Here is a 26,376-nt window from a genome sequence, read left to right on the forward strand (position 1 = left end):
CGCATGCGTACCCCTACGAGAAGACTCGGGGAGGTGTTCGATGCGGCTCGTCGCTGCATGCGTTTTGATCATCCTGGCGACGGCCGGAACGGCACAGGCGCACGGTGCGCCGTCCAACCCGCCCAGTCGCGCCTATCTGTGCGCGCCGGACCAGCCGAGCTCCGCGGGCGACGCGTGCAAGGCCGCGGCGGCGTGGGGGCTGCCCGCGAAGCAGTGGGACAACGTGCGCCGGCCGAACATCGGCGGGCGCGACAAGCAGCTGATTCCGGACGGCAAGCTGTGCAGCGCCGGGATTCCCGCCTACCAGGGGCTCGACCAGCCGCGCGCGGACTGGCCGACGACCCAGCTGAAGAACAAGTTCCGGTACGTCGCGACGATCCCGCACAAAGGAACGTTCCGGTTCTACGTCACCAAGGACGGCTACGACCCGACTCAGCCGCTGAAGTGGGACCGGCTCGACGAGTTCCAGACCGTCAAGGACCCGAAGCTGGTCAACGGCGAGTACATGTTCGACCTCAGGCTGCCCGCGAACAAGAGCGGGCGGCACGTGATCTACACGGTGTGGCAGAACTCCGACACGGCCGACACCTACTACTCGTGCACGGACGTGATCATCGGCGCCACCGAGAAGACGGCGGGCACGGCGAACATGCGGCTGCCGCTGTCGATCGGGGTCGCCGTGCTGGCGTTCGTCGCCATGATGGGCGGGTACTACCTGTTCCGGCGCCGAATTCTGTGAACGTCCCGGTTCCCACGCGTCAGCCGCACCCAATAGCCTGATCACGGGCGCACTCGAAGAAAGGTGTGCCCGTGAAACTGTTGGCGTTACTGGCTTTGCTCGCGTCGACCCTGGTGCCGACGCAGGCCGCGTTCAAGGTTCTGGCGTTCTACAACGGAACCTGGGACGCCGCGCACATCAGCTTCGTCAAGGAAGCGAACCCGTGGTTCCAGCGCACGGCCGCGGAAAACGGTTTCACCTACGAGTCCACGAACAACTGGAACCGCCTGACCGGGGACCTCAGCCAGTACAAGGTCGTCATGTTCCTCGACGACCACCCGCAGAACTCCGCGCAGCGCAACGGTTTCCAGCGCTACATGGACAACGGCGGCGCGTGGTTCGGCTTCCACGTCGCCGCGTTCACCCAGAACGCGAACGAGTGGCCGTGGTACCACAACACGTTCCTGGGGTCGGGCAACTTCGTGAACAACACCTGGGGTCCCACGACGGCCGTGCTGCGCACCTCGCAGCACCCGTCGACCATGCGGCTGCCGCAGACGTACACGTCGTCGGTGAGCGAGTGGTACGGGTGGGCCAACGACCTGCGGCGCAACCCGAACATCCAGATTCTGGCGAGCATCGACCGCTACCCCGTCGGCACGGATCCAAACCAGACGTGGCGGGGCGGCTTCCACCCGATCATGTGGACGAACAGGAACTACCGCATGCTGTACGCGAACTTCGGGCACAACGCCATGGACTACGAGCACAACGTGCCGAAGTCGTCCACGTTCGCGAGCGAGATCCAGAACCGTTTCATCATCGACGGGCTGCTGTGGCTGGGAAAGCGCTAACCATCCCGCTGCACGGTCACCCTTGAGCTTTCCTGCCGGACGGGCTGCTCCGGTACGCCGCCCTTCGGCAGGAAGCCGTACATGTCGTTGAGCTGGTGCAACATCGTCATGGCGTCACGCCACACCGGACAGGGCCACGGCCGGCTGCGCCCGTACCAGGTCCGGCAGGACCGGCACCGGTGGCCGGCACTCGGTTCGTGCACCCGCAACAGCCCGCGCCACCACGGCATCGCGCGGCGCAGTTCCTCCCGCAACTCGAACGCCTCGGACGGCGACGCGGACTGCGAGAGAAGGTCCATCGTGCGGTACACGACGTCGATCACGGATCGATGGAACTCGTCCTGTCGCTCAGCCAAAGCCATGTCCGCAGTCCCTCGGTGATAGGCCAACAGAGGTTGAACCGTTCACGCGAGGAGTCTAAGTTGGCCCCTGACAGTGTTTCAACTGGCGAAAAACCTGTCACCCAGATGGCCCTTTCCGTGAGTGGAGAAACTCACGGAGCGCGACGGGAGACGCGATGGCTGAACGCAGCCTGGCCGACAAGCTGAACCGCCTGTTCGCCCTCCACACCTCGAGATCCGGGGCGGAGTACAGCAACGAACAGGTGGCCGCGGCGATCGCGGACACCGGTGTCACGATCTCCCAGAGCTACATCTGGCAGCTGCGCAAGGGCAGGAAGGACAACCCGACCTTCAAGCACCTGCAGGCCCTGGCCGCGTTCTTCGGCGTGCCGGTGAGCTACTTCTTCGACGACGAGGTCACCGACCGCGTCAACGAACAGCTCGAGCGGCTGCGCGACGAACAGCGCAAGCTCGACGAGCTGGGTGGCGAGGTACAGCTGATGGCGATGCGCGCGGGCGAACTGTCGCCGGACCGCCGCCGGCTCGTCATGGAACTACTGGACGTCGTGTACCGACAGGAGCAAGCGGAACGTGGCGAACGAACGTGAGCTTCGCAAGCGCTGCCGCCGACTGCTGAACGACCTGGACATCCACCCGCCGCTGGACGTCGCCGAACTGTGCCGCAAGGTCGGTGAGCAGCGCGGCAGGCCGATCAGGCTGCTGGCCCACCCGATTCCGGTGCCGGGCCCGTTCGGCGTGTGGATCAGCACGGCCGGCGCCGACTACATCCTGTACCAGCAGGAGACGACGAAGTCGCACCAGAACCACATCATCCTGCACGAGCTCGGACATCTCATCGCCGGTCACACGAGTGACGAGTCCGACGATCTGTTGCTCTCGCAGCTGTATCCGGACCTGGAGCCGGACGCGGTGCGGCGGGCGCTGAGACGCACCTCCTACGACAACGACCAGGAGCGGGAGGCGGAGACCGTCGCCACGATCATCCTGGAGTGGGCTTCCGTGCTGGACCAGGTGGCGCCGCGCGCGTCCGACGGGCCGGCGCGGCGGATGTCGTCGGCGCTCGCGGATCGGTTGGGGTGGCTGTGAACTACCTGAAGGAGCTCACCGGGATCGTCCTGATCGTCGCCACGATCGGCATGCTCTACCTCGCGCTGCGCCGCCCCAACGAGGTGCGCCTGCGCGCGGTCGCCGGCATGGTGACGGCGTGGACGATCGGCTACCCGTTCGGCCGGGCCGCGTCCATGGGCGAGTGGTTCCTCGGCCTGGATCCCATGGTGTGCCAGCTGATCCAGCACGCGACCCTGATGCTGGGCGCGTACAGCGTGGTGCTGTTCTTCCTGTTCTCCGCGCTGGACGACACCAGGGCACGCCGGCACGCGCTGCTGCAGACGATCCCGCTCAGCGTCGCGGTGCTCGTCATGGGGCTGGCGGTGCACTCGATGCCGGACAGCCTGCGCGTGCAGGCGGCACGCGTGCCGAACTCGCTGGGCGGCGGGCCGGTGGGCATCGAGAGCATCTCGATCTTCTACGCCACCGGCAACTCGTACCTGATGTTCGCGTTCGCCACGATGTTCGTGTGGACCCGGCGGTACGCGCGGACGGCCGAACCGCGGCTGCGGCGCGGGCTGACGCTCGCCTCGATCGGGCTCGCGCTGATGGTGTTCGCGGACCTGACGTTCGTCAGCGGCAACCTCGCCCGCCTCTTCGGTACCACGGCCCCGCGCCCGGTGCTCACCGTCGGCAGCTTCGCGCTGCTGATCGGGTTCATCTGCTTCCTGCTCGGGGTCGCGTACCCGGCGGTGCTGATGCGGGCGGCCGCGACGCGCGTGTGGACGCGGCACCTGCGGTCGTACCACCGGCTCTCTCCATTGTGGACGATGCTGCACGCGCGGTTCCCCGAGGACGCGCTGAGCCGCGTGCCCGCCGGGCGGTGGCGCGACCTGAGTCTGCGGGGTGTGCATCGGCGCTACTACCGGCGTGTGATCGAGTGCCGGGACGGGCTCGTGCGCGTCAGCCCGTTCCTCGCGCCGGACGAGCGGCCGCTCGCGCTGCGGCTCAAAGAGGCGCTCGATGCGTGCGCGGACGGCGTGGCCATGACGCACCAGCCCGTCCCCGTCGCGGTTCCGGACGGGGACGGGCTGGACGCCGACGTGCGCGAGCTGGAGGAGCTGGCCTACGCGCTGCGGACCTCGTAGGCACGGATCACGGTCACCTCGGAGGCGTTGCCCGCGAGGTCGACCGCCTTGGCGCGCAACGACACGAAGCCCGGCCGCGCGTTGACCACCAGCGCCTGGGAACCTACGACCGTGACGCGCTGCCAGGTCCTGCCGTCGTCGACCGACGACTCGACCTCGATGCGGCGCACCCGCGGCGTGCCCGGTTGCTGCCGCACGACCAGCGGCACGCGCAGGACGCCGGGACCGGTGGAGTCGGTGTCCGGCAGCCGGGGCTCGAAGCGCACCACGGACAACGGCAACGCGGTCGCAGAGTCCACATGGGACGAACGGAATGTCCACGCCGCGCTCACGCTCGTGGACACCGGGAAGATGTTCTGGCCGAGCGAGGTCTCCACGCGGTACGCGCCATCCTCCGCGGGCAGGCGGAACTGACCGAAACCGGGGAAAGCGGTCTCCCCCACGGGTTTGCCGTCGCGGGTCAGCACGGTACGCGCCGAGGTGAACGCCGCGAGGTCGCCCGGCGCGCCGGTGCCGTCGCCGAACATGGGCACACGCACCAGCAGGTCGTTGCCCGCACGGCCGAGGGCGATGCCGGAGTTCGGCAGCGCCGGGCCGTGCACCGCGGTGTTCAGCCGCTGCCCCGACGCGCGCGTGACCCGGCGCGGTGAGCTGGTGGTGCGGACCTCCATGCTGTTGGTCCGGAGGTTGCGCTGGTAGTAGGTCCAGGACCAGCGCGGACCGTCTGCGGTCACCAGATCCACGATCTTGCCGCCCTCGGGCACCGGTGCCAGCCACGAGGTCCCGCCACCGCCGCGCGGCGTCAGCGGTGCGGCGCCGATCAGGTACTCGCGTCCGGGCGGGCCGGGGCGGTAGGTGGAGGTCACCTCGGTGAGCTCGCCGGCCGTCGCCGTGTGGTCGAAGCCGGTCGGCGCCTTTCCGCTGTGCGAGTAGGAAAGCCGGTACGCGACCTTCGTCTTCGGGTCACGGTCGGCGCCTTCGAACTGCGCGGCGATGGTCGCCTCGAACTCCGGATCCTCCGGGCCCAGGTGCCCGATGGACAGCTGTCCGCCGAACCCGAGCAGGAACAGGTACCCGTCGCTGTACGCGCCGCGGCGGAAGTCGAGGTCGCCCAGCTGTTCGCGAGCGCCCGCCTCGGCCGGGCGCACCGACACCGGCTTGGCGGTGCGGGCGTCCAGCGTGAGCTCGGTGCCGCGGGTGACCTCGAACCCCGGGTAGGCGAGCACGGCCAGCTGCTCACCGGTCGTGATCGCGGAGACGAGCGTGTAGCGGCCCTTCGGCAGCCGCACCCGGCCGTCCGCGAAGTACCCGCGGCCGGTCTCGGTGTTGACGAGCCTGGTCGAGAACCGCCCGGCGGGCTGTCCCGCGGCGTCGAGGTGGTGCACCGACAGGTCGTAGCTCTCGACCTCGCGCGTGACGTTCAGCGGCGTGCGCAGCGGTCCCGCGCGCAGCACACCGACGTAGGCACCGTCCGGCGCGTCGACCGTCGTGTCCGCGACCACCGTGGCCTTGGCCTCGCCGCCCGCGGGGACGACGAGCTTCGAGGGACTGACGGTGAACATGCCTGCGGGTGCATTGACATCAACTGACAGGTCCAGCGCCACCGGCGAACCGGAGCCGTTGCGGTAGGTCACCTCGCGGGTGATCTTCGGGTCGTCCTGGTGCGGCCACCGCTGCACGCCGAGGCTCAGGTTGGCCGGTTCGGCGGTCACGGTCTGCTTGATCGCGGCGGCCAGGTCGACGCGGCCGGTGCCCTGGTCGTACACCGACAGCGCGGGATTGGGGCGAGCGGACGCCATCAGCGCCGCCTTGATCCGCGCGCCGGTCCAGTCCGGGTGCTGCTGCTTCAGCAGCGCCGCCGCGCCCGCTACGTGCGGCGTGGCCATCGAGGTGCCGTCCATGGCGACGTGCGTGTCGTCGACCGGTGTGCCGATCACGCCCTCCTTGGCCTTGGCGGCGACGATGCCGACGCCCGGCGCGGTCACGTCCGGCTTGATCGCCTTGTCACCGGGCGTGGGGCCGCGGCTGGAGAAGTTCGCGATGCTCTCGTCGCGGTCCACCGCGCCGACGGTCAGGGCTCGATCGGCGCTGCCGGGCGAGCCGATCGTCTCGGCGCCGGACCGTCCGTCGTTGCCCGCGGCGATGACGAACAGCGCCTGGTCGGACAACCGGTTCACGGCCTCCTCGAGCGGGTCGAGGCCGGGGCCGTCCGGGCCGCCCAGGCTCAGGTTGACCACGGTCGCGCCCTGGTCGACCGCCCACTGCAGGCCCGCGAGGATGGCCGAGTCGCTGCACCCGCCGAAGGTGCACACCTTGCCGTCCAGGATCTGCGCGTCCGGCGCGACCCCGCGGTACTTCGGGCCGTTGCTCGCGATCGTGGCCGCGACGTGCGTGCCGTGGCCGACCTGGTCGCGGCTGTCCGGTGCCTCGGTGAAGTTGCGCTCGGCGATCTCGCGGCCGGCGAGGTCCGGGTGTCCGGCGTCGACGCCCGTGTCGAGCACGGCGACCTTGACGCCCTTGCCGGTGAACCCAGCCGCCCACGCCTCGGGCGCGCCGATCTGCTTCACGCTCCGGTCCAGTGAGGGCTGACGGATGCCGTCCAGCCACACCTTCTCGAAGGCGCCGCCGCGGATGGCCGACCAGGTGTCCTGGTTCTTGGCGGCCTTCATGGTCCTGCCGCCCTGGAGGATCAACGGCGTCGTGTCGCGCTTCGCGTCGTCGTAGCCGAAGCCGAGCAGCGCGGTGACGTCGAACAGGCGCGCGTCGACCTTCCCGGACGCGATCAGCGGCTCGGCGTCGGACGGCACCAGGAACCGGTGGCCGCGCTCGGTGTAGCGGTGCACGGTGAGGTGCTCGCGCCCCTCCCCCGGCAGGTAACCGGCGACGTCCTGCCCGTTGAGCAGGACGCGGTCGCCGGTGACGAGGGTGATCGACGCACCGGTCGGCGCCGGGGGCGGATCGGCCTGCGCCGCGGGTGCGAGCGTCACCGTCAGCACGGCCGCGGTGAGCAAGGGTTTCAACATGTCACGGACGGTAGAAATTCGATCACCCCGTCCACACCGGTCAGCAGGCGGAAACGCTCGGCCACCAGACGGACTTCCGTTCGCCGGAAAACCGGCCCTTCGGCCGATGCGGGCCTACAGTGCCGGTGTGGACCTTCCCGTGATGCCGCCGGTGGCGCCGATGCTCGCCAAGGCCGTGCACGAGGTGCCGCGCGCGCCAGGACTCGTGTACGAGCCGAAGTGGGACGGCTTCCGCTGCATCGTGTTCCGCGACGGGGACGAGCTGGAACTGGGTTCCCGCAACGACCGGCCGCTCACCCGCTACTTCCCCGAGGTGGCCGCACTGCTGCGCGAGGCGTTGCCGCCGCGGTGCGTAGTGGACGGTGAGATCGTGCTCGTCACGCCCGGCGGGCTGAGCTTCGACAAGCTGCAGCTGCGCCTGCACCCCGCCGCTTCGCGCGTGAACAAGCTCGCCGAGGAGACGCCCGCGAGCTTCGTGGCGTTCGACCTGCTGGCGCTCGGCGACCGCGACCTGTGCGAGGAGCCCTACAGTGCCCGGCGCGAGCTGCTGCAGCAGATCGTCACCGAGGTGCCGGGCTGCTACCTGACGCCGGCGACGACCGACCCGGACACCGCACAGGACTGGTTCACCCGGTTCGAGGGCGCCGGGTTCGACGGGGTCATGGCCAAGCAGGCGGACCTGCCGTACACGCCGGACAAGCGCGTGATGTGGAAGGTGAAGCACGAGCGCACCGCGGACTGCGTGGTCGCCGGCTACCGCGTGCACAAGGACGGCGAGACGGTCGGGTCCCTCGTGCTCGGCCTCTACGCCGAGGACGGTTCGCTGCGGCACGTCGGGGTGGCGAGCAGCTTCACCGCCGCGCGCCGCCGGGAGCTGCTCGACGAGCTGGCGCCGTTGCGGGACCGCGCGCTGGAGACGCATCCGTGGGCCGAGTGGGCCAACTACAGCGGGCCCGGCGCGAACAGCCGGTGGAACCCGCAGCGCGAGCTGTCGATGGAGCTGCTGCGGCCCGAGCTGGTCGCCGAGGTGCGCTACGAACACGTGATGGGCGGGCGCTTCCGGCACACCGCGCGGCTCGTGCGGTTCCGGCCCGACCGCGACGCGTCGTCGTGCACGTTCGGCCAGCTCGAAGAGGTGCCGCCGGCCGAGCTCGCGGCGCTGTTCGCCGAGGAGGCCCGACGGTGACGACTTTCGGGATCACCAATCCGGACAAGCAGTACTTCCCCGAGTTCACGAAAGGCGACCTCGCGCACTACTACGAGGCCGTCGAGGAACCGTTGCTGCGAGCGCTCGGCGGCCGGCCGCTGCTCATGGAGCGCTACCCGGAGGGTGTGGGCGGGAAGTCCTGGTGGCAGAAGCGGGTGCCCAAGAACGCGCCGCCGTGGCTGACGACGACCGTGGTGTCCACTCCGAACGGCACGACCAGCGACGCGCTCGTGGCCGCCGACCTCGCGCACGTGTTGTGGGCGGTCAACCAGGGCTGCCTCGGTTTCCACGTGTGGCCCATCAAGGCCGCGGCGCCCGAGGTGACCGACGAGCTGCGCGTCGACCTCGACCCGTCACCGGGCGTGACGTTCGCGCAGGTCGCGGAGACGGCCGGGCTCGTGCGCGAGTTCCTTGCCGCGGAAGGCATCTCGTCGTGGATCAAGACCACCGGCTCGCGCGGGCTGCACGTCTACGTGTCGCTGGAACCGAAGTGGGACGGGTACCAGGTGCGCGCCGCGGCCGTCGCGCTGGCGCGGGAGCTGGAACGGCGGTACCCCGAACTGGTCACCGCGCAGTGGTGGAAGGAGGAGCGCGGCTCGCGCGTCTTCGTGGATTTCAATCAAAACGCGCCGCACAAGACCGTGTTCGGCGCCTGGTGCGTGCGGCCGCGCGTGGGCGCGCAGGTGTCCACGCCGATCTCATGGGACGAGCTGGAGTCCGTCGTGCCCGACGAGCTGACCATCGCCACCGTGCCGAAGCGGCTGGCGGAGCGCGGCGACCCGTGGGCGGACCGCTCGCCGCAGTCGCTGCTGCCGTTGCTCGAACGCTCCGAGCGCGACCTGGCCTCGGGGTTGATGGACGCGCCGTGGCCGCCGGTGTACCCGAAGATGCCCAATGAGCCACCGCGGGTCGCCCCGTCACGAGCGAAGCGGACAATCGACGGGTGAGGGTGATCGCGCGCGACGGCGTGCACGAGATCGAGATCCAGCGCTCGCGGTTCCTGTGCCACCTCGCGCGGGTGGCGACCGAGGAGGAGGCGCTGGCGTTCATCGCGGGCGTGCGCAAGGAGCACTGGCAGGCCACGCACAACTGCACGGCCTTCCGCGCCGGTGACACGCAACGTTCCAACGACGACGGCGAACCCGCGGGCACGGCCGGTGTGCCGATGCTGGAAGTGCTGGTGCGCCGGGATCTCGTCGACACCGTCGCGGTCGTCACGCGGTACTACGGCGGCGTGAAGCTCGGTGCCGGCGGCCTCGTGCGGGCCTACGGGCGCGCGGTGTCCGAGGCCGTGGACGAGCTGGGCACGTTGCGCCGCACCAGGTTGGCGGCGCTGGACCTGTCCGCTCCGCACGCGATGGCGGGCCGGCTGGAGCACGCGCTGCACGCGTCCGGGCACCGCCTCGCCGGGACGAGCTACGGGACGTCGGTGACATTCACCGTGCACGTGCCAGACGTGGCGGTGTTCCAGGACTGGCTCGCCGCCCAGACCGGGGGTGCCGTGACGGCGGCACCGGCCGGTTTCGTGGACGTCGACGTGCCGGACTGATCGGTTTGCCTTGCCGCACAAAGAAAACCGTTGATCGGCAATGGAAACGGCGGTTTTCGGCCTGTTGTCCCGGTTTCAATTGCGTGTGCCGGATGCGACACTGGTCGCGATGAGCGCGACCGGACGCGAGCGGGCGCGCGAGCGCCACTGGATCTGTGCGCGCCGGCTGCGGGAACGCCGGCGCCAGCTCGGCCTGACCCAGGTCGACCTGGTGCGGCGGCTGGACCGCCGTGGCGCGCGCACCACGAACCGCGTGCTCAGCGAGATGGAGAACGGCCGTGGCCTGGACCTGGGCTGGCTGCCGGAGCTCGCGATCGCCCTCGAGTGCACGGTCACCTACCTGGTCGGACTGACCGCCGATCCGACGCGCTGGGAACCGGATCCGCGGCCGAGCTGGGTGCTCGGACCGGACGTTCCCGACGTGAACCAGCTGTGAAAACGCCGCGGGCGCCATCTCATTTGGCCTTCTGATTGATCCTTCGGCCACATGGAAGCGTGTTCGCTGGAGACGAATCCTGCGGGGAGGACTCTTCCGTGAGCGTGTGCGGCGCGTGTGAGATACCTATTGCCCGGTCGGGGCGCGGCAGGCCGGCCTCCTACTGTTCGAACGCCTGCCGGCAGCGGGCACACCGGAAACGAACGGTCGCTCCGAAGGCGACCCCGGTCCGGCCGGACCGCTTCGTCGGCCGCGCCGCCGATCTGGAGTTCGTCGCCAGGGCGCTGCGGTCGGCGCGGATCGTCACCGTCGTCGGCGCCGGCGGCATCGGCAAGACGCGGCTCGCGCAGGAGCTGCTGCACCACCGGCACCCGCGCGGCGAGGTGGTCCGCACGGTCGACCTGACGTCCACAACGGACGGTCGCGATCTCACCGAGGTCGTCGCCGACGCATTGGAAGTCCATGACGGCGCGGACGAGGAGCTGCTCGGCACGATGATCCGCGCGGTCGGCGGCCGGCGGACGCTGCTGTTCGCCGACAACTGCGAGCACGTGGCGGAGCAGGCCGCGCTGGTCTTCACGACACTGCTCGAACGCTGCCCGGAGCTGCGGATCCTGGCCACGTCCAGGGAGACGCTGCGCGTGCCCGGCGAGATGGTGCACTGGCTGGCGCCGCTGTCGCCGGAGGAGACCAAGGAGCTCGTCCTGAACCGGGCAGGGCCGGACGCTCCCACCGAAGTGTGCGACCGGCTCGACGGCGTACCGCTCGCGGTCGAGCTGGCCGCGCGGCGGGCGGAGGCCATGCCGCTGGAGGAGATCGCCGCCGCGGTGCACGCCGACCTGGCCTCGACCATCGAGTGGAGCTACCGGCTGCTGTCCGCGCGCGAACAGGAGGTGTTGCGGCGCATGTCGGTCTGCGAGGGCGGGTTCGGCCTCGACGCCGCGCGCCGCGTGTGCGGTGGTGACTCGGTCCTGCCGATCGTGCTGGGGCTGAACACGAAGTCGCTGCTGTACCGCGCCGGTTCGGCGGACTCGACGCGGTTCCGCATGCTGGAGTCGATCCGGCGCTTCGCGTTCGCCGAGCTGGCGGCCAGGCCGGACGAGCTCGCCGACGCCCACGCCGGGCTGGTGCGCTGGCTCGCCGAGGTGTCCGCGCCGATCATGCACCCGATGCGCGCCCGGTCCACGTCCGCGCTGGATACCGGGGACGCCGCGAATCTCGCCGTCGCCCTGCGCTACCTGGAGGGCCGGCCGGATCCGGACGACGTGCGCACCCTGCTCGCCTGCGCGCTGGCCCGCACCTGGCGGTACCGCGGCCGCGTCGACAGCGCGCTACGCCTGCTGTCCACCACGCTCGCCACCACGACGACCACCGAGCCGGACTCCCCATACCGCCCGATCGCGCTGATCCACCGCTCGTGGTTCGCCGGCCTGCGCGGCGATCACGCCACCGCGATCGGTGACGCCACCGAGGCCGCCCGGTCGGCGGACGTCGCGGTGCGCGTCCGCGGGCTCAACCGGCTCGCCGGCGCGCTGGTGGCGGCCGAGCGGACGGGCACGGCCGTCCTGGTGTACCGCAAGGCTCTCGCGCTCGCCACCACCCCGCTCGCCACCGCGATCAGCAGGCAGAACCTCGCCTGGGCACTGGTGTGCGCCGGTGAACCGCAGGAGGCGCGCGCCCACGCCGACCGGGCGCTGCTGGAGTACCGCACGCACGCGCAGCCGTTCGAGTGCGCCGGTGTGCTGCACACCTCCGCGGCGGTGCACCTGGTGCTGGGCGACATCGACCGGGCCGGCCGCGATCTGGAGGAGGCGCTGCGGGTCGCCCCGAGCGACAGCCACCAGCGCGCCTGGGTGCTGGAAGGGCTGGCCATGGTCGCCGAACAGACCGGGGATCCGGTGCGCGCCGCGACCCTGCTGGGTGCGGCCGCGGCTCACCGAGCCCACAGGCCGGTGGTCGACACGCCGGTGTGGCCGCAGTGGGTGGACGACACGCGGGTGCGGCTGTCGGCGGCGCTGACCGACCGGTCGCTGACCGCCGCGACCGAGCACGGGCGGAAGCTGACCCCACCGGAGGTGCTGACGCTCGCGTTGTCGCCGGCGACGCCCGACAGCCCGCTGACCACGCGCGAGCAGCAGATCGCCGCGCTGCTGGCCGAGGGGTTGTCCAACCACGGCATCGGTGAGCGGCTCGGGATCGCCACGAGCACGGTCGGCAACGTGCTGGACCGGGTGAAACAGAAGCTGGGCCGCTACAGCCGGGCCGAGCTCATCACCTGGCACATCGAGCGCGGGTCTCGGCGTACCAGCGCACGACCTGGGCCCGGTTCTCCAGGCGCACCTTGGCCAGGACCGCGTCGAGGTGGTTGGTGACCGTGCTCGCGGAGATGCCGAGCCTGCGGGCCACCTGCGAGTTGGAGTTGCCGCCGACGATCAGGTCGAGCACCCGCCGTTCCACCGGCGTCAGCAGCGCCCGCACCAGGTCGGCGACATCGGGCACGGCGCACGCGTAGTTCAGCACGGTCTCGTCGGCCGGCCCGTCCGCGGCGGGCACCCTCGCCTCCGCCTCGGCGACCCACTGCCGCCACGTCGGTGTGGCACCGACGCCGTAGCGTTCGCGGCTGGTCCGGGCCGCGGCGAACAGCTTGCCCGCGCGCTGCACGTCGCCCTGCCGTTCGGCGACCATCGCCAGGCCCTCCAACGCGTACGGCCGGTTGTGGGTGTCGTCCGGCGCGACGTCGAGCACCTCTATGAAGAACTTCTTCGCCTCGTGCAGGTCACCGCCGCGCAGTTCGATGGCCCCCGCGGTGTGCAGGATCGAGCCGAGCTCGTCGGGCCGCTGCCCGCGCCGCGCCACCGGGAGCGCCATCGCCAGCAGCCGCCGCGACTCGGCGACGTCGTTGGCGCACAGCAGGAACCACGCGAGGTCCTGGCGCGCGTGGGCGAGCGCGAGGGGGTCGTCGAGCCGTTCGCACAACGCGACCACGCGGCGCCGGACGCACTCGCTGGTGGCCGTGCGGCCGTCGGCGCTCAACGCCCAGCCGAGCTGCTTCAGCGCGCGCACCAGCAGCTCCGGCCGTTGCTGCGGCAGGATCGCCGACACCGCGGAAACGGCCTGCCGCAACGCTTCCCGCGGTTCGCCCTGGGTCATCGCGAGCCACGATCCCGCGATCATCACGATCGGCGCGTTGACCGAGTCGCCGTGCAGGTCGAGTACGGTCCGGACGAGCCGGCCCGCCGCGGACCGGCGGCCCCGCTGCTGCCACACGCGGGTCAGCGCGGCCGCCAGCAGCACGCGGGTGTCGACCTCGTCCGGATGGTCCTGCAACAGTTCGAACACCGTGAGCAGGTTGTCCTGCTCCTCGTCGAAGCCGCGGTGCGTCGACGGCGAGATGAACGCCGCCACCAGCAGAGGTTCGGCGACGTCGGCGAGCCAGCGCGCGGCCAGTCGCGTGGTCTGCTCCTGTTCGTGCTCGGCGCGCAACTGCTCCAGCCCGTACCGGCGGATCACCTCCAGCATGCGGAACCGTTCGCCCTCCTTGCGCACCAACGACTTCGACACCAGCCCGGTCAGGACGGGCTCGATGCCGGACACGCCGCACACACGTTCGGCGGCGGCGAGCGTGAGCCCGCCGGGGAACATCGCGAGGCGCCGCAACACCTGCTGCTCCACCGGGTTGAGCAGCAGGTAGCTCCAGTCGATCGCGGCGCGCAGGTTGCGGTGCCGGTCCGGCGCGGTGCGGGCGCTCTCACTGAGCAGCCCCAGCTGGTCGTCGAGACACCACTCGATCTCGCGCACGGACATCGAGTGCACCCGCCGCGCCGCGAGCTCGATCGCCAGCGGCAGGCCGTCCAGCCGGTGGCACAGCCGGCCGACAGCTTCGAGATCGGTCAGCTCCCCGCCGGCGGACCTCGCGCGGTCGAGGAAGAGCTGCACCGCGGGCGAGGCGAGCACCTGCTCGCGGGACGCGCCCGACGCCAGCCCGTCGACCGGCAGCGGTTCGATGTGCAGCAACGCCTCCCCCGCGACACCCAGCGGTTCGCGGGACGTGGCGAGCACCCGCAGCAGCGGGCAGCGCTCCAGGAGCTCGCGCAGGACCACCGCGCACGGCACGGTCAGCTGCTCGCAGTTGTCCACGACGAGGCTCAGCCGCCGGTTGTTGATCGCGTCCACGACGGGCCGCAACGCCGGCTCGCCCGCGGCCTCCCGCACACCGAGCGCGGTCGCGATGGTCTCCAGGATGCGGGTGCCGTCGACGACCGAGCCGAGCTCGACGAGCCGGAACTTGCGTTTGCGCCCGCCGACCGCGCGGCGCGCCACCTCCAGCGCCAGCCGCGTCTTGCCCACGCCCGCCGTCCCGACCACGGTGACCATGCGCGCGGACCGCATCAGGTGCCTGAGGGCGGCCATCTCCTCCTCGCGCCCGACGAACGAGTCGAGCGGCTCGGGGATGGCCTGGTCGCCGGCCCGGCTGGTCGATCCACCGCGCCGGCGAAACGCGCGCTGACGGCACGCGTTGGAGCAGTAGCGCGCGGGCCTGCCGCGGTCGTTGAGCGTGACCTCGGCGCCGCACGCGCCGCAGTTCACCGTAATGTTCTCGGTACCGAAACCCACGGCACCGAGCTTGGTGAGAGCGCGTCCATGAAACATCGGTAGGTACCACAGCGTTACGGATATCCGTAATCTCAACTGGTGACCCAGCGCGCCGCCCACGCCGCCACCTGCGCGCGTGACCGCACGTGCAGCACCTCCTTGATCTGCCGCACACGTTCCTCCACACCCCGTGCCGACAGATCCAGCCGCTGGGCGATCTGCCGGTTCGTCAGCCCCTCGGCGATCAGCCGCGCCACGTCCAACTGCCCGCTGGTGAGCACGGCGAGCGCCGGGTGCCGGGCCGGCGGCACCGGGCCGCCCTCCGCGAGCGCCACTGCCTCCGCCCGGCTCAGCCAGCCGCCGGCGCGGACGGCGTCGTCGTGGTCGAGCACGGCCTGCCACGCCTCGTCCAGGCGCGCCTGCCACCAGGCGTCGACCTCGAGCGTCCTGGACTCCCGGATCTGGGCGGCGGCGCCGAGCAGCATGGCGGCGCGTTCGGGTTGCCGCCGGGCCAGTTCGACGAACGCCAGGCCCTCCAGGGCCTCGGTGAACGTGACATGGTCGAAGCCGCGCATCGCCTCGCGGAACACCTCCTCGGCGGTGTCCACGTCGTGGATGAAGAGCTTGGCGACCCCCAGGTTGATCAGCACGTGCCCGGCGGGCAGCCCGTTCTCGCGGTACCCCTTCAGCGCCTCTTCTGCCGCCGCCGCGGCGGCCGCGTACTCGCCCAGGTTGATCCGCAGGTAGGCGATCCGGGCGAGGCTCGACGGCCGCGCCATCGGGTCGTCGAGGCGGGCCGTGACGTCCAGTCGTTCGTGCATGCGCGTGATCGAGCCGAGCAGGTCGCCCGCCGCGTGGCTGGCGTAGACGTGCGCGTCGAGCAGCCGGGCGAGGTTGACCGGGCGGTCGCGTGTGCGTTCCTCGGCCAGTGCCGCGGTGATCGTGGGCAACGCGACGTGCAGCTCACCGACGCCGGCGGCCGAGTAGACCAGCGTCTCCTGCGCGGGTGCGCGGTACGGCGAGTCCGGGGCGGAGTGGGCCAGCGCGTGGCGCAGTAGCTCGGTTCCGTCTCCCGAGACGCGGCCCCACATCGCGGCGAGCAGCAACCGCCGGTCGTCGGTGAGCGCGCCGGCCACGTGCGCGAGGTTCGCGACCTCCTCCCGCCAGCGCCGCAGGTCCGCCTCCGGGGTCATGACGTGCTCGAACCACGTCTGTCCCATGTGGACGAACAGGGTGGCCAGCCGGTCCAGCGCGGCGTCGTACTCGTTGAGTGACCGCAGTTCCTCCTCGGCCAGCAGGCGCACGGGTTCGAACAGCCGATATCTGTCCATTTCGGACACCGCGAGCGACCTGGTCACCAGCACCCGCAGCAGTTCCTCGGGCACCCCGGCCAGCTCCGCGTCCGCGCCGCCGGGCAGCAACGCGAGCGCCCGCACGGCGTGCCGCAACGGGTCGGTCAGCAGGTCGTAGCCCCACCGGGCCGCCGCCCGCAGCCCTTGGTGGCGCGGCGCGCCGGTGCGGAAACCCTGGTTCAGCAACGCGAACAGGTCACCCGCGATTTCGGCCGGTGTCAGGACGGTCAGCATGCGGGCCGCGAGCTCGATCGCGAACGGCGAGCCGTCCAGTGCCGTGCACAGCCGGCCCGCTTCTCGCAGCGCGTCGTCGTCAGGTTCGAGGTCGGGCGCGCGGTCCAGGAGCAGCCGCACGGCGTCGGATCCGAGGCACTCGGCGGCCGTGCGGTCCGCGACGGGCAGCCCGGCGAGGCGGTGCTCGGCGAACCCCGGCAGCGGAATCGTGCTGGTCGCGAGCACGCTCAGGTTCGGGTGTTCCTCGGCCATCCGGGTCGCGAGGCCAGCCCGATGCTCGCACGTGTCGAGCACCAGGAGTCCGGACGGCAGCGCCACCGGGTCGGCGACGCGGGTGAGGTCGACCAGCTTCGCCTGCCCGCCGCGGGCCACCCGCTGCCGGGCGATCTCCAGTGCCAGCCGGGTCTTGCCGATGCCGGTCGGCCCGGTGATCACCACCGTCCGGTGGTCGTTCAGCAGCCGCCGCACGGTGGCGAGGTCTGTTGTGCGGCCGAAGAACCGGTCGGCGGCGAAGGGGACGGTCCGTTCGCTGGGCGGGCCGGGGTCGTCGCGGCGGCCGCGGTAGGCGCGCTGGCGGCAGGCGTTGGAGCAGTAGATGCCCGATCCCGGCACGTCCCGCCCGCACACGGCGCACACGCTCACGCCCACCTCCGCGGGCCGTCTGTGAAGGCGGCGTTCACGGATCTCAGGTTGGCGAAGGCGGCGCTCGCCCACCCCAGACCGGCGAAGGCGGCCCTCGCCCACCCCACACGTGCAAAGGCGGCCCTCGCCGACCCCGACCCCGCGAATGCGGCGCTCGCCCACCCAAGACCCGCGAGAGCGGCCCCCACCAACCCCGGTCTCGCGAGAGCGGTCCCGGCCCTCATGCGCTCGCCCACACGGCCAGCTGGGTGCGCGTGCGCAGCCCCAGACGCGTCAGCATGTGCCCGACGTGGTGGTCCACCGTGCGTTCGGCGATCCCCAACTCGGCCGCGATCTCCGCGTTGGTCCGCCCCGCGGCGACCAGCCCGAGCACCTCGTGCTGCCGCCCGGTCAACGCCGGATCCAGCGGCACGTCCCGCGGCGGCGCTGGAGCGGGCAACCCGCGCAGCCGCTCGCGAACCGCCTCGGCCTCCCCGCGCGCCGCGAGATCGAAAGCGGCATACGCCCGAGTCGCGTCCAGCAACCGAAAACCCGCCCCGGACCGCAGCACCATCGACTTGGCCACCAGCCGGGCGAGCACGGGCGCGACCGCGCCGAGCGGTTCGAACGCCAGCGCCGACGCCGTCGCCAGGTCGAACTCCGTCAGCACCGAGAGCCGGCGCAGCAGCAAGCGTTCCTCGGTGTCCAGCCGATGGTAGGCGGCGGGCACGGCCTCGGTCAGCACGAGCGCGGTCTCGTCGAACGGGGCCACGCGCAGCACGCGCTCCCCCGGCACGTCGAGCACCTCGGTGCTGGTGACCACGATCCGCAGGTCCGCGTGCCACGCGAGCAGCTCGGTGACGACCGTCGCGCACACGTCCAGCGCGCGTTCGGCGCCGTCGAGCACGAGCAGGGTGCCGGGGTCGCGCACGACGAGGTCCTCGGTCACCGCGACGGCACCCGGCGCGAAGGCGTTCACCAACCACGTTTTGCCCGCACCACCGGGACCGTGCAGGGTGACCAGGCGATGCTGCGTGAGAGCGCGACCAAGTTCGGTCAGCTCTCGCGTCCGGCTCACGTTGCGCACCCGATGGTTCTTATCATGAGAGCGCGACCACATTGTTAGGAAACGATGTGGGCGATAAACGTAACGCTGAAGGTTTGCCCCATGACGCCGAGAACCGATCGCCCGAAACGGAACCGATGGACCGAGAACCCGGCCGCGCCCGCACAGGCGTCGCGGCGCTGACCAACTCCGAACGCCGGATCGCGCTACTGGCGATGCGGGGCAAAACCAACCGGGCGATCGCCGCGGAGCTGTTCGTCCAGCTGCGCACCGTGGAGATCCATCTGACCAACGCCTACCGCAAGCTCGGGATCCGGCGGCGTGGCGAGCTGGGCTCCGTTCTCCGTCCGGCAATTGCGACGGAAAACAAAAGTGCCGTCAGCCGAGGTGAACGGTTCCGGAGCGGCGCACGTTCTACAGGTGACCGACGGGACGCCAGCAGGGGGCGTCCCGTCGGCGCCTAACGGTTCGGCCGGGCCGGCTTCTCGACCTCGACCAGGTAGTCGCGGATGTCCCCGTTCATCACCCCTCCTCGCAGGTCAGCACCTACTTCCTAGGGCAAATGCGTTGTTCGGTTCCGCTGACTGGACGCCGGACAAACAATCTGGGGACAATCCCGGCCGAGGGGGTTTGCACATGCCACGGCCGGAAAGACCGATCGACCAGGAAGAGGGCACACTTCCCGCCTTCGCCGCCGACCTGAGAAAGTTGCGTGAGAAAGCAGGTAAACCGACTTATCGCGAACTGGCCCGCACGGCGCACTACTCGGTGACCGTGCTCGCCGAGGCCGCCGGGGGCCGGAAACTGCCGAGCCTCGCCGTGACCCTGGCCTACGTCGAGGCGTGCGGCGGTGACGCCGAGGAGTGGCGCCGAAGATGGCAGGCCGCGGCGGCCGAGTACAGCTCCTCGTCCGACGACCAGGAACCGCCGTACGTGGGGCTCGGCGCGTTCCAGCCCGGCGACGCTGACCGCTTCTTCGGCCGGGACAAGCTGGTCCGCCAGCTCATGACCAAGGTCGCCGAGTGCCGGTTCGTCGGCGTGTTCGGCGCGTCCGGTTCCGGCAAGTCCTCGATCCTGCGGGCGGGGCTCGTGCCGCGGACCGAGGGCGAGGCGAAGGTGATCACGCCCGGCGCGCACCCGATGGACGAGTGGCGCGCCACCGACGGCGCCGACCTCGTCGTGGTCGACCAGTTCGAAGAGGTCTTCACCCTGTGCCGTGACCCGCAGGAACGCGCGGCGTTCATCCGCGAGCTCGTCCGCGGCGACACCCACGTCGTCATCGGCGTGCGCTCGGACTTCCACGGCCACTGCGGGCAGTACCCGGAGCTGGTCGACGCGTTGAACGACGCGCAGATCCTCGTCGGCGCGATGAGCCCCGAGGAACTGTACGAGGCGATCACCCAGCCCGCGGTCCGCGCGGGTTACACGGTGGAGAGCGCGCTGGTGTCCGCGCTCGCCGCCGAGCACCAGGCACTGCCGCTGGTCTCGCACGTGCTGCTGGAGACGTGGAAACGGCGGCGCGGCACGCGGCTGACGCTGGAGGCCTACGAGGAGACCGGCGGTGTGCGGTACGCGATCGCGCAGAGCGCCGAGGACGTCTACACGTCGCTGGAGCCCGCGGAACAGGACGTCGCCCGCCGGATCCTGCAGCGGCTCACCGCGCTCGGTGACGGCACCGAGGACACCAAGCGCCGCGTCGCGCGCAGCAGCCTCGACGACGACCCGCAGACCACGACCGTCCTGGAACGGCTGGCCGCCGCACGGCTGGTGACGCTGGACGCCAACGCGGTCGACCTGACCCACGAGGCGTTGATCCGCAGCTGGCCGCGGCTGCGCGGGTGGCTCGACGACAACCGCGACGCGCTGCGCATCCACCACCAGCTCACCGAGGCGACGGCCGCGTGGGAGTCGCTCGACCGCGACCCCGGTGGGCTGTACCGGGGTGCCCGGCTCGCGCTCGCGCGGGAGTGGGTGACGCCCGAGGCGCTGACCGTGCGGGAACGCGAGTTCCTGACCGCGAGCGTCGACGCCGAGTCCGCCGAACTGGAGGCCGCCCGCCGCCGCACGCGCCGGCTGCGTCAGCTCGTCGGGCTGCTCACCGTGCTGCTGGTGCTGGCCGTGACGGCCATCGGGTCCGCGATCCGCGCGCAGAACCAGGTGACCGAGCAGCGCAACATCGCCATCGCGCGCAAGGCCGACACCGACGCGGAGTCGCTCGCCAACGCCAACCCGGCCCTGTCCCGGCAGCTGAGCCTCGCCGCGTACAAGCTCGCGCCCAACGCGGAGACGCGCGACCACCTGCTCTCGTCGCAGGCCGCGCCGCGGGCAGCGCAGATCCGGGGCATGACCGGGGAGATGCGGCTGTCGCTGAGCCCCGACGGCCACCTGGTCGCCGCCGGCAGTGCCGCCGGGCGCGAGCTGTGGCTGTCCGACGTGAGCGACCTGCACCACCCGCGCGTGCTGGCCAAGCTCGCGCTGCCCGACGAGCAGAAGCTGACCGCTTTCGCGAACGACGGCCGCACGGTGATCTCCGTCGGGCTGACCGCGGTGCGGTTGTGGGACATCACCACGCCGTCGTCGCCGCGCGAGCTGCCCGCGCTGGACAGCACGCCGATCGAACCGCACGCGGTCGCCGTCAGCCCGGACGGAAAGATCGCCGCCGTCACCTACGGCGACAACTCGCTGAAGCTGTGGGACGTCACCGGCACGCCACGCCAGCTGGCGCACCTGCCGGGCCTCGCCGGCCGTCCGACGAACGTCGCGTTCAGCCGCGACGGCAACCGCATCATCGCCGCGACCGGCACGATCGCGCAGCTCATCGACGTGACGGACCTCGGAAAGCCGCGGCTGGCGGGCAAACTGGTGGGTCACCGGGACGTGACGTGGTCCGGCGCGTTCAGCCCGGACGGCACCGTCGTCGCCACCTCCAGCTGGGACCACGACATCCGCCTGTGGAACGTGTCCGATGTGGATGATCCGAAGGAGATCGGCGTGCTCACCGGGCACACCGGCCTCACCTGGGGCACGGCGTTCTCACCGGACGGGCGCACGCTCGCCACGGTCGGCGCCGGGGACACCCGCCTCTGGGACGTCACGGACATCAAGCGCCCCAAGCCGATCACCGTGCTGGCGGGCGGCGTGTTCACCGTCCTGTTCACCCCCGACGGACAGGGCCTCGTGATCGCCGAGGGCTCCGAGGTGCGCCTGCAGGACCTGCGTGACCTGCCGCTGGCAGGCCACGGCGACCTCGTCTCCTCGGTCGCGCTGCGTCCCGACGGCAAGGTGCTGGCCAGCGGCAGCTGGGACAAGACCGTGCGGCTGTGGGAGGTGACCCCGCGGCGGGAGCGGATCCCGCTCGCCACGATCACCGATCCGGGCAACTTCGTGCGCTCGGTCGCGTTCAGCCCGGACGGCAACACGCTGGCCGCCGCGTGCGACGACGGCGTCACGCGGCTCTGGGACGTTCGCGAACCGCGCGCGCCCCGGTTGATCGGGACGATGATCACCGAGCTGGACAAGGAAACCCTCGCCACGGAGTTCAGTCCCGACGGGAAGCTGCTCGCGGTGGCGGGCGCGACCGGGGTGCGGCTGTGGGACGTCGCGTCCCGGCGCGAGCTCACCTCGCTGCCGGGCTATCCGCGCCAGGCCTGGCTGGCCTTGTTCAGCAAGGACGGCCGCACCCTCGTCACCGGCGGCGGCGGTGGACCGCGCACCACGCGCCTCTGGGACGTGTCGGACCCGGCCCGGCCGCGCGAGCTGGACGCGCCGTTCGATCCCAACGACGGTCCGGCGAGCGGCGCGTGGGGTCCCGATGGGCTGCTCACGCTGTCCGGTGCGCTGCACGGCCTACGCCTGGTCGACGCCGCCGGCGGGCGGGTGCTGAGCTCGTTCGGCGACGAGTTCGAGCACGTGTACTCCGTCGCCTACAGCCCCGACGGACGCACGCTCGTGGCGACCGGCGACGCGATCCGGGTGTGGGACATCTCCGATCGCTCCCGGCCGCGCCTGACGGGGACGATCCACGGGCAGCAGGCCACCTCGCCGTCCGTGGTGTTCGCACCGGACGGCCACACGGTGATCACCGCGGGCAACGAGCGGCAGGTGCGCGTCTGGGAGACGTCGGTCGACGCGGTGGCCGCGGAGGTGTGCGACTACCAGCGCATCACGCGCGAGCAGTGGTCAACCCACTTCCCCGACATCGACTACGCCGACCCCTGCTGACCGTCATGGCCACCTTTGCGGACCTGGGGTCCGCGAAGGTGGCCATGACGGCACTACGAGAGGCCCGCGTTGCGGCAGAGTTGCGCCATGTCCTCGGTGCACAGCTGGGACATGCGCACAGCCTGGTCCTCGACGACCACGCGGACGTTGTCCTTCGTGATCGCGACCGGTGTGAGGAGCAGCGACTTGATCTCCCGGCCCGTCTGCGGGTCCTTGATGGTCTGCGTGGCGACCGTGTCAGCGTTCCCCGTTCCGCCCTTCGCCAGCGCGCTGACCAGGCCGGTGGCCGCGGCGGCCTCCTCGCGGATGGACTTGTAGACCGTCATGCACTGGTCGCCGGCGAGGATCGCGCGCAGGCCCTCCACCGTCGCGTCCTGGCCGGTCACCGGGACCTTGACGTTCCTGCGCTTCAACACGGCGATGATCTCCTGCGCGAACCCGTCGTTCGCCGCGACGACACCGTCCACGTCGTCACCCGCCGCCGTCAGCATCCGCTCGAACTGCTGACCGCTGAGCTTGTTGTCCCAGTTCTCGATCCACTGGTTCGCGACCAGCTTCAGCTCGCCCGCGTCGTACCTCGGCTTCAGCACCTTCTGCTGTCCGTTGTAGAACAACGTGGAGTTGTTGTCCGTCTTGGCGCCCTCGACCTCGATGAGCCGCGCCTTCGGCTTGCCGCCGAGGCATTTCAGGAGTCCCTCGGCCTGCAGGGACCCGACGGCCTCGCCATCGAAGCTGACGTAGTAGTCCGCACTGCCGCCGACCGTGAGCCGGTCGTAGTTGACCGCGGGGACGCCCGCCTCGTTCGCCTTCTTCTCGACCTGGGACGCGCTGGCGGCGTCCACCGCGCCGAGCAGCAGCACCTTCACGCCCTGGGAGATCATCTCCTCGCCGAGCCGCACGAACCGGCTGGGATCGTTCTGCGCGTTCTCGATGCGTGCCTCGACGCCGGCGCCCGCGAGGTACTTCTCCAGCCACGGCTTGTCGAACCGCTCCCAGCGCACCGAGCTGGTGGTGTCGGGCAGGATGACGCCGACCTTGGGTTTGGTACTGGATTGCCCCTCGTTGCTTTTCGCCGTCCCACACGCCGATAACGCGATCACCAGGGCACATGTGATCGCGACGACTCTTCCAGACCTGCTCGGCATTCGGTGAACCGTAATTCAAGTCACACCGATGTCAAGGATTGGTTTACGCGGTGAGACGCAACGGACTGCCCTGAAGGGCACCTTCGGGGCGTCTGGTGTCCCGAAGGTGCCCTTCATGGCACTAGGTGAGTTCGGCGCAGGTCTTCGCGTCGGGATCCTTACCGGCCTTGGGCACCCAGCGGACGTCGGCGAACGACGCCTGGAACGCGCCGTCGGTGTAGACGAGGAACGGCGTGTTGACGTTCTCGAAGTCCAGCGTGTTCGCGAAGCACGACACCGGGATCTTGACCTTGGCCTTGGTGCCGGCGGGCAGGTCCTGGAAGAGCTTCGTGGCCACGACCTCCGAGAAGCACGGGTACACGCAGTGCACGCTGACCACGGTCCGGTTCGCCGGGGCCTGGTGCACGATCACGTCGAACACCAGCGCGGCGTCGGCGTTGAGGTACCCGCGCAGGTCGCTGCCGCCGGCCGGGTCCTGCAGATAGACCTGGCCGGGCGCGGTGCCGTTCCACGTCACCTTCAGCCCGTCGCCCTGCACGTTGACGTCGGTCGGCACGGTGTTGATCGAGCTGTGCGCGGCCTCGCCGTCCGGACCGATCTCCGTGCCGCTCCAGTTGTCGGGCGAGCCGATGAACGACTTGTACGGCGCGATGTCCTGACGGTTGAAGATCTCCAGGTCCTCGGTCGCGTTTCCGCCGCCACCACCGCCGCTGCAGTTGCCGGTCGGCGACGACTCGTCGAGCACGGGCACGTTGCCGGTCTGCCAGTCGCGAAGCCCATAGCCGAGCTTGAACAGCGGGTCGTACCCCTCTTGTCCCGGATTGAGCGGCGTCTGGCACGCGCTGCGCGGCCACGAGTAGGACAGCTTGCCGCTGAATCCGTTGTGGCGTCCGCGGATCAACAGGTCGGCGACGCCTTGTCCTTCGGTGCCGGGCAGCCACGCGGCGACGAACGCGTCCGAGCGGTTGATCTCCTTGTTCGTGTACAGCGGACGGCCGGACACGTAGACCGTGACGACCGGCGTGCCCTTGCCGGAGACCTTGTCCAGCACGGCGAGGTCGCCCGGGAAGAGCTTCGCCGCCTCCAGCGTGCGCTTGCCGATGTCGCCGACACCCTCGGCGTACGGGGTCTCACCGATGACCGCGATGACCGCGTCGAAGCCCTTCGGATCGACGTCACCGGCCTCGCTGAAGGTCACGTTGGCGTCGCCCAGCGCCTGCTTGAGCCCACCGAGAACGGTGGTGCCGTTGGGGAAGTCGGCGTTGGTGTTGCCGGTGCCCTGCCAGGACAGCGTCCAGCCGCCGGTCTGGTTCTGCATGCTGTCCGCGCTCTTGCCGACCACGAGCACCTTGCTGCGCCTCGACAACGGCAGCACGCGCTTGTTGTTCTTCAGCAGCACCATGGACTCGCGCACGGCCTCGCGGGCGAGCTCCTTGTCCTGCAACCCCTTCGCGTCACCGGCGTGCTCGCGTTGCGACGGCTTCTCGCCGTCCAGCACACCCGCGCGCAGCTTGACGCGCAGGATGCGGGTGACCGCGTCGTCGATGCGGCTCATCGGGATCTGGCCGGACTCGACCTGCGCGGTCGTGTTGGCGATGAACGCCTTCCAGTCGTTCGGCACCATGATCACGTCCAGACCGGCGTTGATCGCCTGCGGGCAGCTCGCGTTGGTGCAGCCGGTGACCTGGCCGATGCCGTTCCAGTCGGACACGAGCAGGCCGTCGAAGCCCATCTTGCCCTTGAGGATCTCGGTCTGGGCGAGCTTGCTGCCGTGCAGCTTGCCCTCCTTGATCTCGTCGTTCGTCCAGCTGTTGAACGAGATCATGACGGTCTGCGCGCCCGCGGCGAGCGCGCCGTAGTAGCCCTGGCCGTGAATGTTGATCATGTCCTGGACGGACGAGGCGTTGACGCCCTGGTCCTTGCCGCCCGTGGTGCCGCCGTCGCCGATGAAGTGCTTGGCGGTGGCGATCACGCCGTCCTCGCCGATCCGGCGGTGAGCGTTGTCCTGCAAGCCTTTCACGGCCTCGTAGCCGTAGGCGCGGGTGATCCGCGGGTCCTCGGAGAAGCCCTCGTAGGTGCGGCCCCACCGGTCGTCGCGCACGACCGCCAGCGTCGGCGCGAACGCCCAGTCCTGACCGGTGACACGGATCTGCTCGGCGGTCGCCCGGCCGATGTCGCGCACCAGGCACGGGTCGTGCGCGGCGCCGAGGCCGATGTTGTGCGGGAAGAGCGTGGCGCCGTAGACGTTGTTGTTGCCGTGCACCGCGTCGATGCCCCAGATGACCGGGACACCGGTCCGGGACGCCTTCGACGCGTCGTAGTAGGCGTCCGCGAGCTGCAGCCAGGCCTGCGGGGTCGCGTGCTTGTCGCGGTTCGGCCACGAGCCGCCGCCGTTGAGCACCGAGCCGATGGCGTACTGGCGGACCTCGTCGGGCGTGATGGCGCCGATCTCCGGCTGCGTCATCTGCCCGACCTTCTCGGCGAGTGTCATGCCCGCGAGGATCTTCCGGATCCGCTTCTCGTCGGACTCGCTGCGCCCGACCTGACTGCGCACCTTCGGCCAGTCGGCCAGCGGGCGGTTGTTCTCGATCTTCGCGCACCCGTGTTCCTGCTCGGGTGCGCCGACGACGGGCTGGCCGTACTCCTGATCGGCGACGGCGGTCCCGCCGGCGATCATGGTGAGCCCGAGCAGTGCGGCGACGACGCTTCTTCGAGGCATGGCGCAGATCCTCATCCGGCCTACCTGCGACAGTCAATGGGAACGCTCTCACGAATTTGTGCCGGGAAATCTCCTCCCCTA

General features: G+C 70.7%; 19 protein-coding genes. 12 read left to right on the forward strand and 7 right to left on the reverse strand.

Translation table 11 applies throughout. The features are described 5' to 3' along the window. Nucleotides 1-40 precede the first annotated feature (40 nt). Together QSK35_RS05650 and QSK35_RS05655 are read left to right on the forward strand one after the other, a co-directional pair. Nucleotides 41-739, forward strand: a complete 699-nt coding sequence (locus QSK35_RS05650; RefSeq protein ID WP_285742961.1) for a lytic polysaccharide monooxygenase auxiliary activity family 9 protein — start codon at nucleotides 41-43, stop codon at nucleotides 737-739. Between the two features lie 71 nt (nucleotides 740-810). After that, nucleotides 811-1,572: a ThuA domain-containing protein gene (locus QSK35_RS05655; protein WP_285742962.1), complete on the forward strand. Its 762-nt coding sequence runs from the start codon at nucleotides 811-813 to the stop codon at nucleotides 1,570-1,572. Here QSK35_RS05655 and QSK35_RS05660 read toward each other — a convergent pair. Beyond that, entirely contained in the window at nucleotides 1,569-1,895 is a 327-nt protein-coding gene (locus tag QSK35_RS05660; protein ID WP_285742964.1) for a hypothetical protein, read from the reverse strand. The genes QSK35_RS05655 and QSK35_RS05660 overlap by 4 nt on opposite strands. 194 nt (nucleotides 1,896-2,089) lie before the next feature. Here QSK35_RS05660 and QSK35_RS05665 point away from each other — a divergent pair, with 194 nt between their 5' ends. The 3 genes from QSK35_RS05665 to QSK35_RS05675 are packed head-to-tail and all read left to right on the forward strand — an operon-like array spanning nucleotide 2,090 to nucleotide 4,129. Beyond that, nucleotides 2,090-2,521 carry a helix-turn-helix domain-containing protein gene (locus QSK35_RS05665; RefSeq protein WP_285742966.1) on the forward strand — a complete coding sequence of 144 codons (432 nt, stop codon included), beginning with the start codon at nucleotides 2,090-2,092 and terminating at the stop codon, nucleotides 2,519-2,521. Next, on the forward strand, nucleotides 2,505-3,020 hold the full coding sequence (locus tag QSK35_RS05670) for a hypothetical protein (RefSeq protein ID WP_285742968.1): 516 nt from the start codon (nucleotides 2,505-2,507) through the stop codon (nucleotides 3,018-3,020). Before QSK35_RS05665 ends, QSK35_RS05670 begins: the two co-directional genes overlap by 17 nt. Next, entirely contained in the window at nucleotides 3,017-4,129 is a 1,113-nt protein-coding gene (locus QSK35_RS05675; RefSeq protein WP_285742969.1) for an MAB_1171c family putative transporter, read from the forward strand. The genes QSK35_RS05670 and QSK35_RS05675 overlap by 4 nt, the downstream gene beginning before the upstream one ends. Here QSK35_RS05675 and QSK35_RS05680 read toward each other — a convergent pair. Then, nucleotides 4,108-7,152: a S8 family peptidase gene (locus QSK35_RS05680; protein WP_285742971.1), complete on the reverse strand. Its 3,045-nt coding sequence runs from the start codon at nucleotides 7,150-7,152 to the stop codon at nucleotides 4,108-4,110. The two genes, QSK35_RS05675 and QSK35_RS05680, sit on opposite strands and share 22 nt — an antisense overlap. Nucleotides 7,153-7,279: 127 nt before the next feature. Between QSK35_RS05680 and QSK35_RS05685 the strand changes: the two genes are divergently transcribed. The 5 genes from QSK35_RS05685 to QSK35_RS05705 all read left to right on the forward strand — a co-directional run bounded on the left by QSK35_RS05685 (nucleotide 7,280) and on the right by QSK35_RS05705 (nucleotide 12,716). Continuing rightward, nucleotides 7,280-8,338, forward strand: a complete 1,059-nt coding sequence (locus QSK35_RS05685) for an ATP-dependent DNA ligase (protein ID WP_285742973.1) — start codon at nucleotides 7,280-7,282, stop codon at nucleotides 8,336-8,338. Further along, nucleotides 8,335-9,306, forward strand: coding sequence for a non-homologous end-joining DNA ligase (gene ligD, locus QSK35_RS05690; RefSeq protein WP_285742974.1), 972 nt, complete (start codon nucleotides 8,335-8,337; stop codon nucleotides 9,304-9,306). Before QSK35_RS05685 ends, ligD begins: the two co-directional genes overlap by 4 nt. After that, the gene (locus QSK35_RS05695) at nucleotides 9,303-9,908 is read left to right on the forward strand and encodes a YigZ family protein (protein WP_285742975.1); all 606 of its coding nucleotides are present in this window, start codon (nucleotides 9,303-9,305) and stop codon (nucleotides 9,906-9,908) included. The genes ligD and QSK35_RS05695 overlap by 4 nt, the downstream gene beginning before the upstream one ends. 109 nt (nucleotides 9,909-10,017) lie before the next feature. Then, nucleotides 10,018-10,344, forward strand: coding sequence for a helix-turn-helix domain-containing protein (locus QSK35_RS05700; protein WP_285742976.1), 327 nt, complete (start codon nucleotides 10,018-10,020; stop codon nucleotides 10,342-10,344). Between the two features lie 98 nt (nucleotides 10,345-10,442). Beyond that, nucleotides 10,443-12,716 (forward strand): ATP-binding protein, encoded by a 2,274-nt coding sequence (locus QSK35_RS05705; protein WP_285742977.1) that lies wholly within the window; start codon nucleotides 10,443-10,445, stop codon nucleotides 12,714-12,716. Here QSK35_RS05705 and QSK35_RS05710 read toward each other — a convergent pair. The 3 genes from QSK35_RS05710 to QSK35_RS05720 form a co-directional block, all read right to left on the reverse strand. Then, nucleotides 12,616-14,958, reverse strand: a complete 2,343-nt coding sequence (locus QSK35_RS05710; RefSeq protein ID WP_285742978.1) for an ATP-binding protein — start codon at nucleotides 14,956-14,958, stop codon at nucleotides 12,616-12,618. The genes QSK35_RS05705 and QSK35_RS05710 overlap by 101 nt on opposite strands. Nucleotides 14,959-15,029: 71 nt before the next feature. Beyond that, entirely contained in the window at nucleotides 15,030-17,165 is a 2,136-nt protein-coding gene (locus tag QSK35_RS05715; RefSeq protein WP_285742979.1) for an ATP-binding protein, read from the reverse strand. Between the two features lie 220 nt (nucleotides 17,166-17,385). Continuing rightward, nucleotides 17,386-18,222: a helix-turn-helix transcriptional regulator gene (locus QSK35_RS05720; RefSeq protein WP_285742980.1), complete on the reverse strand. Its 837-nt coding sequence runs from the start codon at nucleotides 18,220-18,222 to the stop codon at nucleotides 17,386-17,388. Between the two features lie 56 nt (nucleotides 18,223-18,278). Between QSK35_RS05720 and QSK35_RS05725 the strand changes: the two genes are divergently transcribed. Next, nucleotides 18,279-18,674: a helix-turn-helix domain-containing protein gene (locus tag QSK35_RS05725; RefSeq protein WP_285742981.1), complete on the forward strand. Its 396-nt coding sequence runs from the start codon at nucleotides 18,279-18,281 to the stop codon at nucleotides 18,672-18,674. A 172-nt stretch (nucleotides 18,675-18,846) separates the two neighbouring features. Then, nucleotides 18,847-22,431 (forward strand): nSTAND1 domain-containing NTPase, encoded by a 3,585-nt coding sequence (locus tag QSK35_RS05730; protein ID WP_285742982.1) that lies wholly within the window; start codon nucleotides 18,847-18,849, stop codon nucleotides 22,429-22,431. 53 nt (nucleotides 22,432-22,484) lie between these two features. Here the strand turns inward: QSK35_RS05730 and QSK35_RS05735 are convergent, their stop codons facing one another. Continuing rightward, nucleotides 22,485-23,576, reverse strand: a complete 1,092-nt coding sequence (locus tag QSK35_RS05735) for a sugar ABC transporter substrate-binding protein (RefSeq protein WP_285742983.1) — start codon at nucleotides 23,574-23,576, stop codon at nucleotides 22,485-22,487. A 121-nt stretch (nucleotides 23,577-23,697) separates the two neighbouring features. Then, nucleotides 23,698-26,253, reverse strand: coding sequence for a glycoside hydrolase family 3 protein (locus tag QSK35_RS05740; RefSeq protein ID WP_285743599.1), 2,556 nt, complete (start codon nucleotides 26,251-26,253; stop codon nucleotides 23,698-23,700). Between the last annotated feature and the right edge of the window lie 123 nt (nucleotides 26,254-26,376).

Origin of the sequence: Lentzea sp. NBRC 105346, assembly GCF_030269605.1 — a bacterium.
Lineage (GTDB): Bacteria > Actinomycetota > Actinomycetes > Mycobacteriales > Pseudonocardiaceae > Lentzea.